Consider the following 16,149-nt stretch of genomic DNA (forward strand, 5'->3'; position numbering starts at 1 on the left):
CCCGGGGGGTATATAAAAATGAAAGAAATATCGCACCTTCATCAAGGTGCGATACCGTGAATCAGTTGGCTACATCATAGCCTTGGTCTTCTATCGCATCCGCAATGTCTTTGACTGACACTTTGCCGGCATCAAACGTGACATCAACTTTTCCTGCTTCAAGATGAACGCGAACAGCGCTAACGCCGTCCAGCTCTCCCACACTCGTTTCAACTGCTTTGACGCAGTGCTGACAAGACATGCCTTTAACTTGTAATGTTTTTTGTTCCATATCAATACCTCCTGTTTGTTTTGTCTGTTTTCATCCTACCATACCCCCGTAGGGTATTACAATGATGAAAGCATGATTATTTCGTTAATTTTTTAAATACGTCTAATAGCTCGGAAATGGCTTGATCCCCGTCTCCGCTTTTGATGGCGTCTGCTACGCAATGATGGGCGTGATCTTCAAGCAAGTGGAGAGCCACTTTTTGCATTGCCGCCTGAACAGCTGAAATCTGCACTAGAATGTCAACACAATATCGATCGTTTTCCACCATATTTTGAATGCCTCTGACTTGGCCTTCAATCCGTTTCAATCGATTTGTAATTTGATCCTTTTCTTTCGAGCTTTTATGGTTTAATGCTTTATGTTCATTATGCTTCTCCATGCGCACACCTCTGTTTCATATATTAATTCCCATTATACTGATTGTCCAAACCGTTGTCTAAGCTTGCGGCTGCAAAAAAATTCACTATGCAGGTTTTACCATTTGAAGGAAAGGGTATATACCTTTATCAAAGCACTTTTAAAAGGGGAGAAGAAAAGTGGATACGATACAGGTAGGGATATTAGGGTATGGACTGTCAGGCTCCGTCTTTCACGCGCCGCTGCTTGCCGTTCTGGATGAGTATCATATCAGTAAGGTGATGACGTCGCGAACGGAAGAGGTGAAGCGTGATTTCCCTGATGCCGAAGTAGTACATGAGCTTGAGGAGATGACAAATGACCCGGCAATTGAGCTTGTCATCGTCACCACTCCGAGCGGCCTCCACTACGAGCACGCACTGGCATGCATTCAGGCGGGCAAACATGTCGTCATCGAAAAACCAATGACAGCCACTGCTGAAGAAGGGGAAAAATTAAAAAAAGCGGCCGACGAACGAGGCGTATTGTTAAGCGTATACCATAACAGACGATGGGATAATGACTTTTTAACAATTAAGAAACTGATTGATGACGGGTCTCTTGAAGATATCAATACATATCAGGTCTCCTATGACCGATACAAACCAGAGGTTCAAGCAAGATGGCGGGAAAAAGAAGGGGTTGCCACCGGTACGCTGTATGATCTCGGCTCCCATATCATAGACCAGACGCTGCATTTATTCGGAATGCCTAAAGCTGTAACCGCAAAAGTCATGGCTCAAAGGGAACATGCTGAAACCGTTGATTATTTTCATTTGACAATGGATTACGGTAAGCTTCAAGCCATTCTATACGGCGGATCAATCGCCGCGGCAAACGGCCCGCGTTATCAAATTCACGGACAGCATTCAAGTTTTATCAAATACGGGATCGACGGACAGGAAGATGCCCTCAGAGCCGGAAAAAAACCGGAGAATGACAGCTGGGGTGCGGATGATCCCGAATCATACGGTCAGCTGACAACTGTTCATGGCGAAAACAAAAAAACTGAAACCATTCCATCAGTTAACGGCTCTTACCTTACCTATTACCGCAAAATAGCGGACAGCATACGCAAAGGCGCGCCGCTCCCTGTCACAGCTGAAGAGGGAATTGATGTCATCCGGATTATTGAAGCGGCTGTGAAAAGCAGTGAAGAGAAACGGACCATTTCGTTAGAACAATAAATAAAGCCTCCCTTTATACGGGGAGGCTTTTTTCATTAGAATGTTTTTCCTGCTTCTTTTGCGCGGGCAATTGCATCTTCTTTGATTTGCTGTGCTTTGTCAGGCTCTGCATTATGGCCCTCTACGAAAATGCCATCGAAGGATGGAACGCCGAAGAAGTTCATCATAATGCCGATGTAGCGGTGGCCCATTTCCATTTCAGCCGCAGGGCCTTCTGAATAATAGCCGCCGCGCGCTTGAATGTGAATCGCTTTTTTATCAGTTAACAAGCCGACTGGACCTTGTTCAGTGTATTTAAAAGACTTTCCTGCTACTGCAACTGAATCAAGGTATGCTTTCATCACTGGCGGGAATGAGAAGTTCCATAGTGGCGTGACGAATACATATTTATCAGCAGATGCAAATTGATCGCTAAGCTCTCCTAAACGGCCCACTTTCGCTTTTTCGTTTTCAGAAAGTTCGTCGCCTGACTGGAGCTTGCCCCAGCCGCTGAATACATCAGCATCAATGTGAGGAATGTTTTCTTTGTACAAATCGATATGTACAACTTCATCATTTGGATTTGCTTCTTTGTATGATTCAATAAACGCTTTACCTGTTGCCATGCTGTAAGAAGTCGCTTCATCATGCGGGTGAGCAGTGATATACAATACTTTTGCCATTTTTACCAGCCCTTTCAATTTTAAAATTACACATCCGTTATTATCATTCAGACGCGTCATGATTATTCTTTATCTCTTAAACCTTATTATAGGTGCAATAAAAATTGCTTTCAAGTAAAATATCTCGAATTAAAGATTTTTTTCAAATCCGTACGAACAGCTTACTTTTCATAAGCTGTTCGCAAACCTGTATACAATGTGTAGAGCTCCCCGCTGATTCGCGGATAATACGGAAAACGCGGCACTTCTACAACAGCGGGCGGCATTTTCATCAGTACTGATTGCTCAGCCTGTTCAAAAAACGCTCTCAAATGGTTTATTTCTTCTTCAGAAACCGGAGAGGGCGGACGGTGATGGGCTTGAGCCGAGAGCAAATAATAACCTAAGTGCTGGACTCCAGAGATCGCCGCCCACAGCGTATCCGCTTTCGCTTTTGGAAAATCTCCAAGTGCTTTATCATATGCATCCCGAAGCCTGACTAAGCTCACTCTAAGCTGATGTCCGTCTATTTGCTGTCCGGCTAACAGTTTCTCCATAAACTGCCCTTCCAGCCTGATCACTTCCCTCATGTATTCAGGCAGGCGTTTTGCTGAAAAACGTCTCCACAAAAGGATCGTTCCCAATAGGCCAATTGTGCTGCCGACAGCCACATCGGTCAGCCTCGCCGCTATAAAATAACCGGCCCCCAAGCCGCCATGCATGCTTTCTGTGATGACAAGCGCGTTTGCGGTCAGAAAAGGAACAGCCAAAGCATAATTGCGGACAATCAGCATTTCAAGAAGAAATTGAAGCATTGTGATACATAAAGCGATATACACGCCGGCTGGCTTAAAGAACAGGATCGCCCCTGCCAGCATCACGCCAAGTACGGTTCCTGCCGAACGCTGAATAGCTCTATGCAGCGTAAAGACAACAGTCGTGCCCAGCATCACTGCCGCTGCAGAGAGCGGGATCCAATAAGAACGGTGAAAACCGAAGGCATTGGCAAACAAAGCAGCCGCAAACAGCACAATTCCATACTTTAATGCCCGAATCAAAACAGGTGACTTCCAGTCAAAGGCATTTCTCGGAAAATAATAGGAGGATGGCAGCCGGCTTGGCTCCGCATCCGATGGATCATCATTCCGTCCTGAAGCGATGCTCAAAACCTCGTTGATTCCTTCATACAGCTTCCGGGTTGGCTCCGCTTCACCCTCCTTGATCAGAAACGGATCGGAAACACGAGCCTGTCCAAGCATATTGGCAGTTTGGCGAAATGCCTTTGCGAGCTGAACTGTATCTGCGTTTGGTGTTTCAGCAGAAAAATGAATGATGGCGATAAAGAGATTATCAGCTTTTTCCAGAAAGCGGATAAACCGTTCATCATGAGGCGACTTTCTCCATCTGTTTCCTTTGCCGAGTACCGTTTGACGGGCTGTTCTCAGCATCAGCACGGTCTCATGCTGCGCGTTATGAAAATCAGGAGTTCCGACAGCAGAAAGGCAAGATGCTAGCTGGCGGTATGTGGTTTGCAGCACTTCATTTTCCGGTCCATGTCTGTTATTGATCCAGCCAATCAAGGCGATTCCCGTGGCGAAAAGCCCGCCGGCAAATGTCAGTCCCGCTCTGAGCGGAGCTTCTGAAGGATCTGCCGGCAAACCCGAACTCACCAAAAACGCAAGGACAAAAAACATGGGTGCTGGACCTTGAATCCCAAGCGCGCCAAAAATAAACATTGCAGCTGCCCCGATAAGCCCCAGAACAGCTGCCATGCTCCAAAAAGTCCCTGCCAACAGCGTCCCCAATCCAAACGAGACGGCGATCCCTATTGAAACAAACAGCAGCTTCAGGATACGTTTCGTATACGATTCCCCGCCTGCATATATAAAAACAAAACCGCCGATGCTTGCGGTTAGACCATAACCCGTGTGTCCCGACAATGCGCCGACAAACACAGGAAATCCTGAAGCGATGCCTGAACCGATCGCCTTTTTCCATGGAAAAGGAGTTGCATGAATGCGAAAGGCATCCTTGACGACACTTGGCACTGTTCTACGATTTTGATCAGAAGACTTGTTCATATCACATAACCCTCTTCTACAACGAAATGATGTAGGTCTCTTCCCGTTTATTCGCCATAGTATGCCCAGAAACCAACTCATCTTCTCATTGGATATGCTCTCATCAAAAAAGACAGAGACCCATCTTCTCTGCCTTCATTACACAAGTTTTTTCGCAATGTCCTGCATTGGTTTGATCCAGTTGCTGTATGTCAGCTCAACCGCCTTTTTCCGGTCCTTCTCCTTATATGCTTGAATGATTTGCTTATGTTCTTCAATAGAATTCTGCGGAGACTTGAAAAAGAGGTACTCAAGCCGAAGAATATGCATATGAAGAACAGAGGTAAAATTGCTGATATATTCATTATCAGCCGCCTCAATAATCACATCATGAAACGCTTTATCAATGCCAAGCACTTCATAGATTTCGTTTTGATCAATTGCCGCTTTCATTTCGTAATTGATGGCTGTCAGCTGCTCTATATGAGACGATTGAATGTTTTCAATCGCCAATTCGGCAGCGGTGGACTGGAGAGACGCCATCGGCGGATAGACTTTGAAGACATCGTTTTTTTCAATCTGTGAAATTCGTGTTTCTTTTCCCGGCGACATTTCAACAAACCCCTGCATCTCTAATAATTGCAAGGCTTCTCTGACCGGTGTTCTGCTGACGCCAAGCGCTTTGGCCAATGCGTCGTCATTCAATTTTTCTCCGGGCATGAGCACTCCTTCCACGATCCACTTTTGAATTTGCTCAAACGCAAGCTTTTTGGCAGTCTGCCGTTTCGGCTTCGGGGCATTTGACGGTATCGGCATAAAGCATCACCTCTGAATATTGTTTTTTAATGCTGCCGTTTTGCCGGCACTTTTCTTCTGTGAAAGGACAAAAATCATGACTAAAATGCATGCCGCTCCTGCCGCCTGAAATAACCCAAAGGACACACCAAGCCAAAGAATAGAAGACGCGACTGCGGCAACCGGCTCTGTGCATCCCAGCATGCTCGCCTCTTGGGGAAATAAATATTTCAAGCTTTCTAGATACATGCAGAATCCCAATAACGTTCCGAAAATGACAATAAAAGCGACCGATACAATTCCAGAAACCGTCCAGCCTTCTGCCTGGACAGCCCAAGGCGGATGAATAAAGCTCATGCCGACGCCCCCGATCAGCATCCCCCAGCCTATGACGAGAGCCGACCCCCATGTTTTCACAAGAGAACTGGAATACAGCGTATAGAAGGCAAGCGCGCCAGCAGACAGAATCCCCCACACAACAGACAAAGGAGAAACTGTTAAATTGCTGATGTTTCCATTCGTCAGCAGCAAAAAAGTGCCTCCTAAAGCCAACAAAAGCCCCAAAAAATCGAAAAACTGAAAGGAATTCTTTCGGGTTAGAAGCAAATACAGCATAATCAGAACAGGCGCTAAGTATTGGAGCAGCGTGGCCACCGCTGCGTTCCCGTTGCCGATTGAAGCTAAAAATGTATACTGAACACCCAGCATGCCGGCAATCCCGAAAACAATAAGCTGGACAGCCGCTTTTTTATCTTTCCATATGCCCCAAACTGCCCTCCTGTTTTTACCGGCGGATACTATAATCAGCACCAACAGGCCTGATAACAGTAAACGCACCGTTACAAGCCACTCCACCGATACATCACTCGTTTCAAATAAATGCTGGGCAACCGTACCCGATAATCCCCAAAAAGCGGCTCCGACAATCACCATAAAAAAGCCGTACAACCGTTGTTTCTGAGTCGCCAACGTATATCCTCCTGACATGTAATATGCAATATATTACATATTGTATCGTTAAATTTTCTGAAAACAAGGTGTTTTCGAAAAATAAAAGCAGTGCTACTCGCACTGCTTAGATAAAAGTCTGTGAATAAAAAATAAAGGATAAATCAACAGGTATCCATTAAACAGCCACCATGCAAGATCAAAATCCCCGCTAAATGTCCAGAATGATAAAGCCTGAAGGCCTGAACAGAAGGTCAGCACAAGAGAAATCAGCGCCATTTGCCTCCATATTGCTCTTTTGACGCGCTGCAAATACAAGCTGTACAAACCAGTCATGGAGATTAAAATATCCAAGGGAAAAAAGGACCAATTCCAAGCGATCATAAACGGATCTTGATAATGTTTAAAGGCCCAGCTTTCCGGCATTAATGAAAAGCCGGCAGACAGCCAGTACAATATAAAACCGATATCAGTCACGAGAAAGAACAGTTTCATCACTCTCATGTTACTGCTCACTTTTATGTACTGTTTGAGGCTCCGCACCTTGACCGATCAGGTTTAAAGACACTACACCGGCAATAATCAGCCCGATTGAAATCAGTTTCATGACACTTATATTCTCTTGAAAATACAAAAACCCAACAATTGTGATCAGGACAATGCCCATCCCCGACCAGACTGCGTAAGCAACAGATACATCGATAGATTTGAGCGTAAGCGTCAGAAAGAAAAGACTCCCGCCATAAAAAAACATCAATAGCACACTCGGCAGAAGCCTTGTAAAACCCGATGAAAGCTTCATACTGACCGTTCCGGCAACTTCAAATAAAATGGCCAAACATAAAAACATCCACTGCATGCGCCACCAGCCTCCTCATTTTTCTGTTATGCCGTTACATAATACATCTACAATTGATTCAAGAACCTCTCCTGTTGTGTACTGATGTTTAAGCGGATAATCAGGATCGTACACTTGGTTGATGCTCCCTATATACATTTGAACCAATAAATCTATATTGATGTTTCTGATCTTCTTTTGCTCCTTGCATTCGTTTAACAAATCGATAACAACTGACCATTCCTCCTTCATAAAGATGTCTAATGTGAGCCACGCATCGTAATGGGATTTCTTCAGCTCTTGTAATAACCCCATGTTCAGCAGTTCCATTTCCTGTGGAAGACCGATCAGCAATTGCTTCACCTTTTCAAGCGCATCTAGGGTCTCATCTTCATAGATGCTTTTTTCCATTTGCTTCATCTCTGCGATGAACTGCTCCACGACGGCCTCCGCAAGCTGATCTTTCGACGAATAATGCGCATAAAGCGTCCGCTTGCTTGTTCCAAGCGCTGCCGCCAGATCGTTCATTGTAAATGAAAAACCTTTCTGTCTGATCAGCCGAATGGTTTCCGCCAATATTCTTTTCTCCAAATCAACCACCTCGCTTTTGGTACTATCAAAACTATTTCGGTACCAATATTATACGATAGCAGGTTCTGGAAATCAATATAATAAAAAAACCTCATCCCAGAGGGAGAGGTTTTCTAAAAGACGCTGCGGACCAAGCCGCCGTCCGCCCGCAGTGCCGCGCCATTAATTGCGGAAGACAGCGGACTGCTTAGGAATGTAACAAAATGGGCGATTTCTTCCGGCCGAATCAGCCTTTGGATAATTGAAGTCGGACGGTTTTCCTTCATAAAACGGGTTTCGGCTTCTTGAACAGTCAGGTTTTCACCAGGATAAAGAGAGTTCAGCATTGTTTCCACTCCCTCTGTTAAGGTTGAACCCGGCAAGACTGTATTTACCGTTACATTTGTGCCGGTTGCCAGCTCCGCCAAGCTGCGGGAAATGGAAAGCTGCATCGTTTTCGTCGCGCTGTAATGGGCCATTTCCTGAGAAGGCATGATTGCCGCTTCACTGGCAATAAAAATCACCCGGCCTTCTTTTTTCTCTATCATTTTGTGTAAATACTTGCGTGTGAGCCTCACACCGCTCATAATATTCACTTCAAAAAATCGGAACCACTCCTCATCAGGAATATCAAAATACTCCGCCGGTTCAAAAATCCCTAAATTATTGACCAAAATATCAACCTGCGGATATGCCTGAAACAGGTCATTGCAGCCTTCATCGGTTCCAAGGTCAAATGCGGCCGGATGAAACACAGCCTCTGCATGCTGTGTTTTCAAATCGTCTATCGTCTGATTCACTTTTTCTTCCCGGCGTCCGTTAATGATAACTGCCGCGCCTTCTTCCGCTAACGAAGCGGCAATCGCTTTGCCGATCCCCGACGTTGAGCCAGTCACCAGTGCGGTTTTTCCATGTAAATTCAGCTTCATTCGTTTATCCCTCCGTTTTTGTTTCCTCTTATTTATTAACAGAAATGTAATTGGTGAAACATCTGCTGTAAAACCAGTATGAAACAGCTGGGATTGAAATGGAAGTACGCACTTTTTGGTGCCTGTTATACGAAAAAAAAGCAGAACCTGTAAAAGGTTCTGCTTTTTTTTGCATTATGTATGGAGACGGTGGGAGTCGAACCCACGTCCAGAAACATCGATTACTTAAGCGTCTACGAGCGTAGCCTGCATACTTATGTTTTCACTCATCTTCTTGCCTGCGGGCGGGCCTTCCGAGAGCTAGTCTGTTTGTCTCTTCTTACGTTCTCAGACAGGAACGCAAGCGTAGCCTACTTGGATGTGCTCTTCACAGACACATAGGCAATGTCAGGAAGAGCTCGCTGCGCTTATTAGGCAGCTAATGCTACGTTTTGGTTAAAACTGTTAGTTTTGCCAGTTATATTTATGTGCGTGTTTACGAGATCGCCTCTCGGCTCGCAGCTCAAGCTCGATCCATCCCTGTCGAATCCGTAACGTCCCCTTGTTATAAGGGAAATACGGGAGAAATATCAAGCTCTCACTCAAACTGGCTACATTCCTATTATAACATGATCACGGCTCATTTCAATTGACAAATCCTTCAAGAAAAGACCGTGTCATCTCATCGTGAAATCAGTATAGCACAGGCTGGATTTCAGTATCAAGCGTTATGCTTTTAGAACCCTTTTTGACTGTCTCTGAACGCTCTTTCAATTTCACGCTTCGCATCCTTGCGCTTCAGATCTTCACGTTTGTCATAGTTTTTCTTCCCTTTACCCAGACCGAGAAGAACTTTGGCAAAGCCGTTCTTCAAATATAGCTTGAGCGGAACGAGTGAATAACCTTTTTCCTTTGTTAAGCCGATCAGCTTATTAATTTCTTTACGGTGCATTAACAGCTTTCTCGTCCGGAGCGGATCGTGGTTATAGCGGTTTCCCTGCTCATACGGGCTGACGTGCATATTGTGGAGAAATACTTCTCCCCGTTCAATTTTGGCGAAGGAATCCTTAAGGTTCACGCGGCCGGCGCGAATTGCTTTGATTTCTGTTCCTTGCAATACAATGCCTGTTTCATATGTTTCTTCTATAAAATAATCGTGATTGGCTTTTTTGTTTTGAGATAATACTTTTCCTGACCCTTTCGGCATGCCAGAACCTCCTCTCACTAAGGAAAACTGTCCACCTTTGCGATACGCTCTATTTTACCAAATGTCACGCATGGCGACAATGAAAAGCTGTTTCCGAAAGAAAGCAAATAGAGCACTGCGGCCCTATTTGCTGGTTGAGCTGCTATTTCTTCTTTTTCCGTTTCTGCTTCGGTGCGTTTTGAAAGCCTCGTTTTTTCTTTTTCTTCTTCGGCTTTGTGAACCACTCTCCTTTTTCCTCGGAAGGAGCAGGAGATACAGGCGTATTTGTGCTTAACACGCGTTTTCTGGCAGGTTTTCCGCGTTTTCGGCTGCGGCTGTCCATTTCTCTCGGACGACGCGGGGTGCCTTTCATACCGACGATCTCGAAGTCAATATTGCGCTCGTCTTTATTGACGTCAACGACTTTGACTGTAATTTCATCCCCGATACGGAACACATTCCCCGTCCGTTCGCCGATCATCGCAAAATGCTGCTCATCAAAGCGATAATAGTCATCCGTCATAAAGCTGACGTGGACGAGTCCTTCAATTGTATTCGGCAGCTCGACAAACATCCCGAAGTTTGTCACAGAGCTGATCATGCCGTCAAATTCTTCACCAATTTTATCAAGCATATATTCCGCTTTTTTCAAATCATCTGTTTCACGCTCTGCGTCAACTGCACGGCGTTCCATTGATGAAGTATGTTCAGCGATATCCGGAAGTCGTTCAGCCCACTTCTCCTGTGTCGCTTCATCGACTTTGCCGTTGATTAAGTACGTTCTGATCAACCGGTGAACGATCAAATCCGGATAACGGCGGATCGGCGATGTGAAATGAGTATAGAATTCCGTTGACAGGCCAAAGTGCCCCAAGCTTTGCGGATCATATTTCGCCTGTTTCATGGAACGAAGCATGACAGTAGATATCACTGTTTCCTCCGGTCTGTCACGAACAGCGTCAAGAATGCTTTGCAGCGCGCGCGGATGAATATTTCCCGCCGTACCTTTTACAACATAGCCAAATGTCGTCACAAACTCTAAAAACTTTTGCAGTTTTTCAGCATTGGGCTCTTCATGTATCCGGTAAATAAACGGAACGTTCATCCAATGGAAATGCTCTGCAACAGTTTCGTTCGCAACAAGCATAAATTCTTCAATCAGTTTTTCGGCGACAGAGCGTTCTCTGATCACAACGTCCTTGACCGCGCCTTCTTCATCAACAAGCACCTTTGCTTCTTTGAAGTCAAAATCAACGGCGCCGCGGTTCATCCGCTTTTCGCGAAGAATTTCTGCCAGTCGCTCCATGTCTTTGAACATCGGCACAAGCGGTTCGTATTTTTGTTTTAATTCTTCATCATCATCAACAAGAATTTGATTCACATCGGAATATGTCATTCTTTCCGTTGTTTTGATGACGCTTTGGAAGATTTCGTGCTCTGTGACTTCACCCTGGCTGTTGATGGTCATTTCACAAGAAAGTGTCAGGCGGTCAACCTTCGGATTTAATGAACAAATACCATTTGACAGTCTGTGCGGAATCATCGGAATCACACGGTCAACCAAATACACACTCGTTCCTCTTTCCATGGCTTCTTTGTCAATCGGCGAATTTTCAGTCACGTAATGGCTGACGTCGGCAATGTGAACGCCAAGCTTATAGCTGCCGTCTTCCAGCTTTGTCACTGTAACCGCGTCATCCAGGTCCTTCGCGTCTGCTCCATCAATGGTAACAATGACCTGATCACGGAGATCACGGCGGTCTTTCAGATCTTTTTCATCAATCGTATCAGGCGTGCTTGTCGCTTGTTCCATTGCGTCGGCAGGGAATTCTCCCGGCAGGCCGTGCTTATGGATGACCGATAAAATATCAATGCCCGGATCATTTTTATGGCCGAGAATGGATTCAATCTCACCCTCTGCGTTCATGCGGCCTTCAGGGTAGCTGGTCAGCTTAACAACAACCTTATGTCCTTCAGCCGCTCCGTTTTTCCCGCTATTAGGAATAAATATATCGCTTGTGATTTTTTTGTCATCCGGAATCACAAAACCGAAGTTTTTTGTTTCTGTATACGTTCCGACAACACGCTGAATCGCCCTTTCTAAAATGCGTATGACGGTGCCCTCTTGTCTGGAGCCGCTTGACTGCGAATTCAGGCGTACCATTACGATATCGCCGTTCATAGCTGTATTTAGCTCATTAGGCGGAATAAACACATCGCTTAACGATGTATCCTCAGGCAGCAAAAAGGCAAATCCCTTCGGATGCGCTGAAAGCTTTCCTTTAATTAAATTCATTTTTTCCGGAATGCCATAACGGTCGCTTCTCGTCCGCACGATAAGCCCTTTTTCTTCCAGCGCAACCAGCGCTTTGACGAGCTCTTTAAATTCCTCGGCTTCCGTAATCTGTAACATCTCCTCAAGTTCCTGAACAGTCAGAGGCTTATATGCCTCTTCCTTCATAAACGAGAGAAGCTTATCCATAAATGCTTCTTTTTCCATCATCCGACCTCCTGTTAGTTACCAATCCAGCTTCTCTAAAAATTCATACACATCCTGATGTACGATGTCCCGTTCCTTGTCCAGCGTGATAACATGGCCTGATTCCTCATACCATTTCAGCTGTTTATCGTCAGTTTCCACTTCATTATAAATAATATTGGCACTTTCGGTATTAATCATGTGATCATGACGGGCTTGCACAACAAATGTCGGAGAATAAATCATATCGACATTCTTTCGCACATCGGCAATCAAGTCTTGCAGCGCCTTAAGGGTTTTCATCGGCGTTTTTTCAAATTCCTTCATTTCCTCTTCTATTTGTTCCGGGCTTTTCCCCTCGAATTTTTTGTAATTGCGCGCATAGGAAAGGACGCCCTGATACATGACCTCTTCGCTTTTAATATGCATTGGCGCGCACATTGGAACAATTCCCTTTATGGGTACAGTGTAACCCAATTTCAGCGAAAAAACCCCGCCAAGCGACAGTCCGCAGGCAGCAATGTTCTCATAGCCTTCAGATTTTAAATAATCATAGCCATCCATGACGTTTTTCCACCAGTCTTCCGGCCCCGTATGTACCAATTCTTCAGGAGGAACGCCGTGTCCTTCATATTGTGGCGCGTGGCACGTATAGCCTCGTTCATTCAAATAACGTCCCAGCATTCTCACATCCGCTGTATTCCCTGTAAAGCCGTGCAGCAGAAGCACCGCTTTGTCTCCGCCTTTAAATGTAAATGGTTTTGGTGTCACAACTTTCATGCTCATTTCTCCCTTTCTTTCTGCACGATCATTTTAGTTTTCCACAGTTTGATCAGAAAAAAACGCTCTGATATCAGCCAGAAACGTGAAAAAGGCCTGACTTTACATCAGACCTTATACAAACATTGCCCTATAGGATATAAGCAAGCGCAATCGTCAACACGAAAAACAAGACTGCCAGCACAACCGTAATGCGGTGCAGAATCAAATCAAGACCTCTTGCTTTTTGTTTCCCGAAGAGCTGCTCCGCTCCGCCTGAAATCGCACCAGATAATCCGGCGCTTTTACTGGATTGAAGCAAAACGACAATAATAAGTGCAATACTGACGATAACCAATAAGGTAATCAAAACCGCGTGCATCCCTTACACCTCCAGACTCACTGGCCTACATTACTTCTATTTTACATGAAAAGGTTTGGCATGTCACGCCGTATCAGACGCCAAAAGGCCGGATAAGACATTTTGTTTTGGTTAGCCTATTCATATGAATTGAGCGAAAAAGGAGAACAGCAATGCCGATCGTCAGCACAGTCAATAAGAAACAACTATATTATGAGGAATATGGACAGGGAATCCCTGTCATTTTTATTCACCCGCCAGGCATGGGACGCAAGGTTTTTTATTATCAGCGCCTTCTGGCGGATCATTTCAGGGTGATATTTCCCGATTTAAGCGGTCATGGCGACAGCGATCATGCAGACCAGCAAATCTCGATTTCCTATTACGCAAACGAGATCGTGCAATTTATGGATCGTTTGCACATTGATCAGGCTGCAGTATTCGGGTATTCCGCCGGCAGCTTAATTGCACAGCACATTGGCTTCACCCGGCCGGACAAAGTGTCTCATTTGGTGTTGGCCGGCGCTTACCCCGCTGTTCATACCATGGTCGGTCAGCAGCTTCACAAAATGGGAATGTATCTTCTTGAAAAAAATCCCGGCATGCTGATGAAAATCATCGCCAGCAGCCATACGAAAAACAGACAGCTCCGAAATCTATTAACGAGTCATATGAAGAAAGCTGATCTTGGCCATTGGTATCAATATTATCAGGATTCGCTCCGCTACAGCTGCCTTGGACAATTGCGCCGTTTTAACATGCCGATGCTGTTTATGTATGGCGGCCTGCGCGACTGGACCTTTACACATGCAGGCTATTACCGGAAAGCATGCAGCCACGCTGAATTTTTCAGGCTGGAATATCAGGGCCATCAGCTGCCGACAAAGCAATGGAAAACTTGTAATGAACTTGTGACGGGTTTTGTATTGACACATTAATCAAAGGCTTAGAAAACACTTGGTTCCCCAGGCGTTTTTGCATCATTGACTTTTGTCAATAAAATCATAGTAAAAAAGATCCTCAAATTTCAAGTCAAAATAGTGAAGCATTTTTCCGATCACAAGCTGTCCCGGCCGTCTTTCTCCATTCAGCACACGGCTCAGTGTGGCGGGTGAGACTCCGATTTCCAGCGCAAGCTGATTGAGGGAATAATCGTTATTGACCATATACTGCAATACATAATCACGTCTAATCTGTATCTTTTCTACTGGCACTTTCCTCACCTTCCGTTCATGAAAAAACTTTTTTCTATACATTTACATTACGGCGTTTGTTAACTTTTGTCAATAAACATACTAAAATATGAGTAACAGTGAGGGACGGGGTGAGACCTATGGAAAGCTTTGGCGAACAATTACGGGCATTGCGTGAGGAGAGAAAGTTAACCGTCAACCAACTGGCGACTTATTCCGGTGTAAGTGCGGCCGGCATCTCCAGAATTGAAAACGGCAAACGCGGCGTTCCTAAACCTGCCACCATCAAAAAACTGGCGGAAGCCTTAAAAATTCCTTATGAAGGGCTTATGTATAAAGCGGGATATATCGAAGAGGTTCATGAAGCCAGAGCGCCTTATGAAACGAAGTGCCAGCTGCTTGAAAAGGCGGAGGCTTATGACCTGAAAAATCTTGCCCTTCTTGAGAGTGAAAAATGGCAGTATCTCAATAAAGAGGATTTGCTCATGCTGGATCATTATTTCTCCTTTATTTCAGACGAAGCCAAAAAACGATCTGCTGATCAATAACTCTTAGTAGAAATGCGAGGCGATTATCATGTCAACATTCGGACAGGAATTAAGGGCGCTGCGCCGCGCCCGCAAACTAACAGTGAACCAGCTTGCAGTGTATTCGGGCATCAGCTCAGCGACCATCTCAAAAATAGAAAACGGCAAGCGCGGCACACCGAAGCCCGCGACCATAAAAAAGCTCGCAGCTGTGCTGAAAATACCGCACGAAAACCTGATGGCAGCTGCAGGGCACATCACCGCTTTTCCTGAAGAAATTCGAGAGGCTTCGGAAGGCTATCAGTCTATTTATGCGATTTATCAGACAGCAGTCACTCGCGGAGCGGGGAACCTGTCTCTTTTTAACAGCAAGGAATGGAAACACCTCTCAAAAAAGGATATTGAAAATCTCAGCAAATACTTCGATTTTTTAGCTTCCGAAGCGAAAAAACGCTCTTCTTCCACGTGATCCTCTGCATCTCTTTCCGCATTTTATCAATCACGCATGCATACGTTCCCTCGTTATTTGCGTTATAATAATGAACAGACGAGGTGAAAAAGTATGAACCAATCAGAAATGTGTCCTAGATTTGAAAAAGCAGTCGACATCTTGAGCAAACGCTGGGTTGCTTTAATCGTTTTTCAACTGTTGAACGGTCAGCAGCGATTTAGCGAAATAGAAGCAGCACTTCCAAATCTAAGCGGCAGAGTTCTGTCAGAAAGGCTGAAAGAACTTGAGCAAGAAGGAGTGGTTAAACGGGACGTCATCCCCGAAACTCCGGTTCGCATCGAATATTCATTAACCGACAAAGGAATGGCGTTAGCGCCCATTCTGGGTGAAATCTCCAAATGGGCGACTGAATGGATTGACCCTTCCTTTCATATGTAATTGCTAAAACGGTTCTGATCTCAAAGGAGAGAACAGAGCCGTTTTTTTATTTTTCATTTACCAGGTAAAAAAACGATTTCTCAGCCGATATATAGTAGAACCATACATTGCGTTTTTAGCCGAAAAGCTTGAGCAGCTAGC

At 45.0% G+C, this 16,149-nt stretch carries 20 protein-coding genes and 1 other RNA gene; 5 read left to right on the forward strand and 16 right to left on the reverse strand.

The genetic code is table 11. From position 1 onward, the window contains the following. Positions 1-61: 61 nt before the first annotated feature. Positions 62-271 (reverse strand): copper chaperone CopZ, encoded by a 210-nt coding sequence (copZ, locus tag HC660_RS16895; protein WP_168748745.1) that lies wholly within the window; start codon positions 269-271, stop codon positions 62-64. A 76-nt stretch (positions 272-347) separates the two neighbouring features. Then, positions 348-650 carry a copper-sensing transcriptional repressor CsoR gene (gene csoR, locus HC660_RS16900; protein ID WP_010331880.1) on the reverse strand — a complete coding sequence of 101 codons (303 nt, stop codon included), beginning with the start codon at positions 648-650 and terminating at the stop codon, positions 348-350. A gap of 157 nt (positions 651-807) precedes the next feature. Here csoR and HC660_RS16905 point away from each other — a divergent pair, with 157 nt between their 5' ends. Next, positions 808-1,854: a scyllo-inositol 2-dehydrogenase gene (locus tag HC660_RS16905; protein ID WP_168748746.1), complete on the forward strand. Its 1,047-nt coding sequence runs from the start codon at positions 808-810 to the stop codon at positions 1,852-1,854. Positions 1,855-1,889: 35 nt separating this feature from the next. On the opposite strand, the gene azoRB is transcribed toward HC660_RS16905, so the two are convergent. From azoRB to secG, 13 genes are all read right to left on the reverse strand, one after another. Further along, the gene (gene azoRB, locus HC660_RS16910) at positions 1,890-2,516 is read right to left on the reverse strand and encodes an FMN-dependent NADH-azoreductase AzoRB (RefSeq protein ID WP_168748747.1); all 627 of its coding nucleotides are present in this window, start codon (positions 2,514-2,516) and stop codon (positions 1,890-1,892) included. 161 nt (positions 2,517-2,677) lie between these two features. Next, on the reverse strand, positions 2,678-4,576 hold the full coding sequence (locus HC660_RS16915) for an FUSC family protein (RefSeq protein WP_168748748.1): 1,899 nt from the start codon (positions 4,574-4,576) through the stop codon (positions 2,678-2,680). A gap of 138 nt (positions 4,577-4,714) precedes the next feature. Continuing rightward, entirely contained in the window at positions 4,715-5,371 is a 657-nt protein-coding gene (locus tag HC660_RS16920) for a GntR family transcriptional regulator (protein WP_168748749.1), read from the reverse strand. A 6-nt stretch (positions 5,372-5,377) separates the two neighbouring features. Further along, positions 5,378-6,319: an EamA family transporter gene (locus tag HC660_RS16925; RefSeq protein WP_168748750.1), complete on the reverse strand. Its 942-nt coding sequence runs from the start codon at positions 6,317-6,319 to the stop codon at positions 5,378-5,380. Between the two features lie 93 nt (positions 6,320-6,412). Further along, the gene (locus HC660_RS16930) at positions 6,413-6,802 is read right to left on the reverse strand and encodes a YvaD family protein (protein ID WP_168748751.1); all 390 of its coding nucleotides are present in this window, start codon (positions 6,800-6,802) and stop codon (positions 6,413-6,415) included. Position 6,803: 1 nt separating this feature from the next. Continuing rightward, complete coding sequence (locus HC660_RS16935; RefSeq protein ID WP_168748752.1) at positions 6,804-7,157, reverse strand: DMT family transporter; 354 nt, start codon at positions 7,155-7,157, stop codon at positions 6,804-6,806. Positions 7,158-7,172: 15 nt separating this feature from the next. Continuing rightward, positions 7,173-7,727: a TetR/AcrR family transcriptional regulator gene (locus HC660_RS16940; RefSeq protein ID WP_168748753.1), complete on the reverse strand. Its 555-nt coding sequence runs from the start codon at positions 7,725-7,727 to the stop codon at positions 7,173-7,175. A 113-nt stretch (positions 7,728-7,840) separates the two neighbouring features. Continuing rightward, positions 7,841-8,635: an SDR family NAD(P)-dependent oxidoreductase gene (locus HC660_RS16945; RefSeq protein WP_168748754.1), complete on the reverse strand. Its 795-nt coding sequence runs from the start codon at positions 8,633-8,635 to the stop codon at positions 7,841-7,843. A 178-nt stretch (positions 8,636-8,813) separates the two neighbouring features. Continuing rightward, positions 8,814-9,176, reverse strand: a transfer-messenger RNA (tmRNA) gene (gene ssrA / locus HC660_RS16950). 174 nt (positions 9,177-9,350) lie between these two features. After that, positions 9,351-9,821 (reverse strand): SsrA-binding protein, encoded by a 471-nt coding sequence (gene smpB, locus HC660_RS16955; RefSeq protein ID WP_010331890.1) that lies wholly within the window; start codon positions 9,819-9,821, stop codon positions 9,351-9,353. 142 nt (positions 9,822-9,963) lie between these two features. Then, the gene (gene rnr, locus HC660_RS16960) at positions 9,964-12,300 is read right to left on the reverse strand and encodes a ribonuclease R (RefSeq protein WP_168748755.1); all 2,337 of its coding nucleotides are present in this window, start codon (positions 12,298-12,300) and stop codon (positions 9,964-9,966) included. An 18-nt stretch (positions 12,301-12,318) separates the two neighbouring features. After that, complete coding sequence (locus HC660_RS16965; protein ID WP_010331892.1) at positions 12,319-13,059, reverse strand: alpha/beta hydrolase; 741 nt, start codon at positions 13,057-13,059, stop codon at positions 12,319-12,321. A gap of 130 nt (positions 13,060-13,189) precedes the next feature. Beyond that, on the reverse strand, positions 13,190-13,420 hold the full coding sequence (gene secG / locus HC660_RS16970) for a preprotein translocase subunit SecG (protein WP_003220028.1): 231 nt from the start codon (positions 13,418-13,420) through the stop codon (positions 13,190-13,192). 152 nt (positions 13,421-13,572) lie between these two features. On the opposite strand from secG, the gene HC660_RS16975 reads away from it, so the two are divergent. Next, a complete protein-coding gene (locus HC660_RS16975; protein ID WP_168748756.1) occupies positions 13,573-14,337 on the forward strand; it encodes an alpha/beta fold hydrolase in 765 nt (254 codons plus the stop codon). A 42-nt stretch (positions 14,338-14,379) separates the two neighbouring features. On the opposite strand, the gene HC660_RS16980 is transcribed toward HC660_RS16975, so the two are convergent. Continuing rightward, a complete protein-coding gene (locus tag HC660_RS16980; RefSeq protein ID WP_010331894.1) occupies positions 14,380-14,613 on the reverse strand; it encodes a helix-turn-helix domain-containing protein in 234 nt (77 codons plus the stop codon). 119 nt (positions 14,614-14,732) lie between these two features. On the opposite strand from HC660_RS16980, the gene rghR reads away from it, so the two are divergent. The 3 genes from rghR (at position 14,733) to catR (ending at position 16,008) form a co-directional block, all read left to right on the forward strand. Beyond that, the gene (gene rghR / locus HC660_RS16985) at positions 14,733-15,140 is read left to right on the forward strand and encodes a transcriptional repressor RghR (RefSeq protein ID WP_010331895.1); all 408 of its coding nucleotides are present in this window, start codon (positions 14,733-14,735) and stop codon (positions 15,138-15,140) included. 28 nt (positions 15,141-15,168) lie between these two features. Continuing rightward, positions 15,169-15,588 carry a helix-turn-helix domain-containing protein gene (locus tag HC660_RS16990; RefSeq protein WP_168748757.1) on the forward strand — a complete coding sequence of 140 codons (420 nt, stop codon included), beginning with the start codon at positions 15,169-15,171 and terminating at the stop codon, positions 15,586-15,588. Positions 15,589-15,681: 93 nt separating this feature from the next. Continuing rightward, a complete protein-coding gene (gene catR / locus HC660_RS16995) occupies positions 15,682-16,008 on the forward strand; it encodes a catDE operon transcriptional regulator CatR (RefSeq protein ID WP_168748758.1) in 327 nt (108 codons plus the stop codon). Positions 16,009-16,149 lie beyond the last annotated feature (141 nt).

It is taken from the genome of Bacillus mojavensis (genome assembly GCF_012648005.1).
GTDB classification, from domain to species: Bacteria; Bacillota; Bacilli; order Bacillales; family Bacillaceae; genus Bacillus; species Bacillus mojavensis.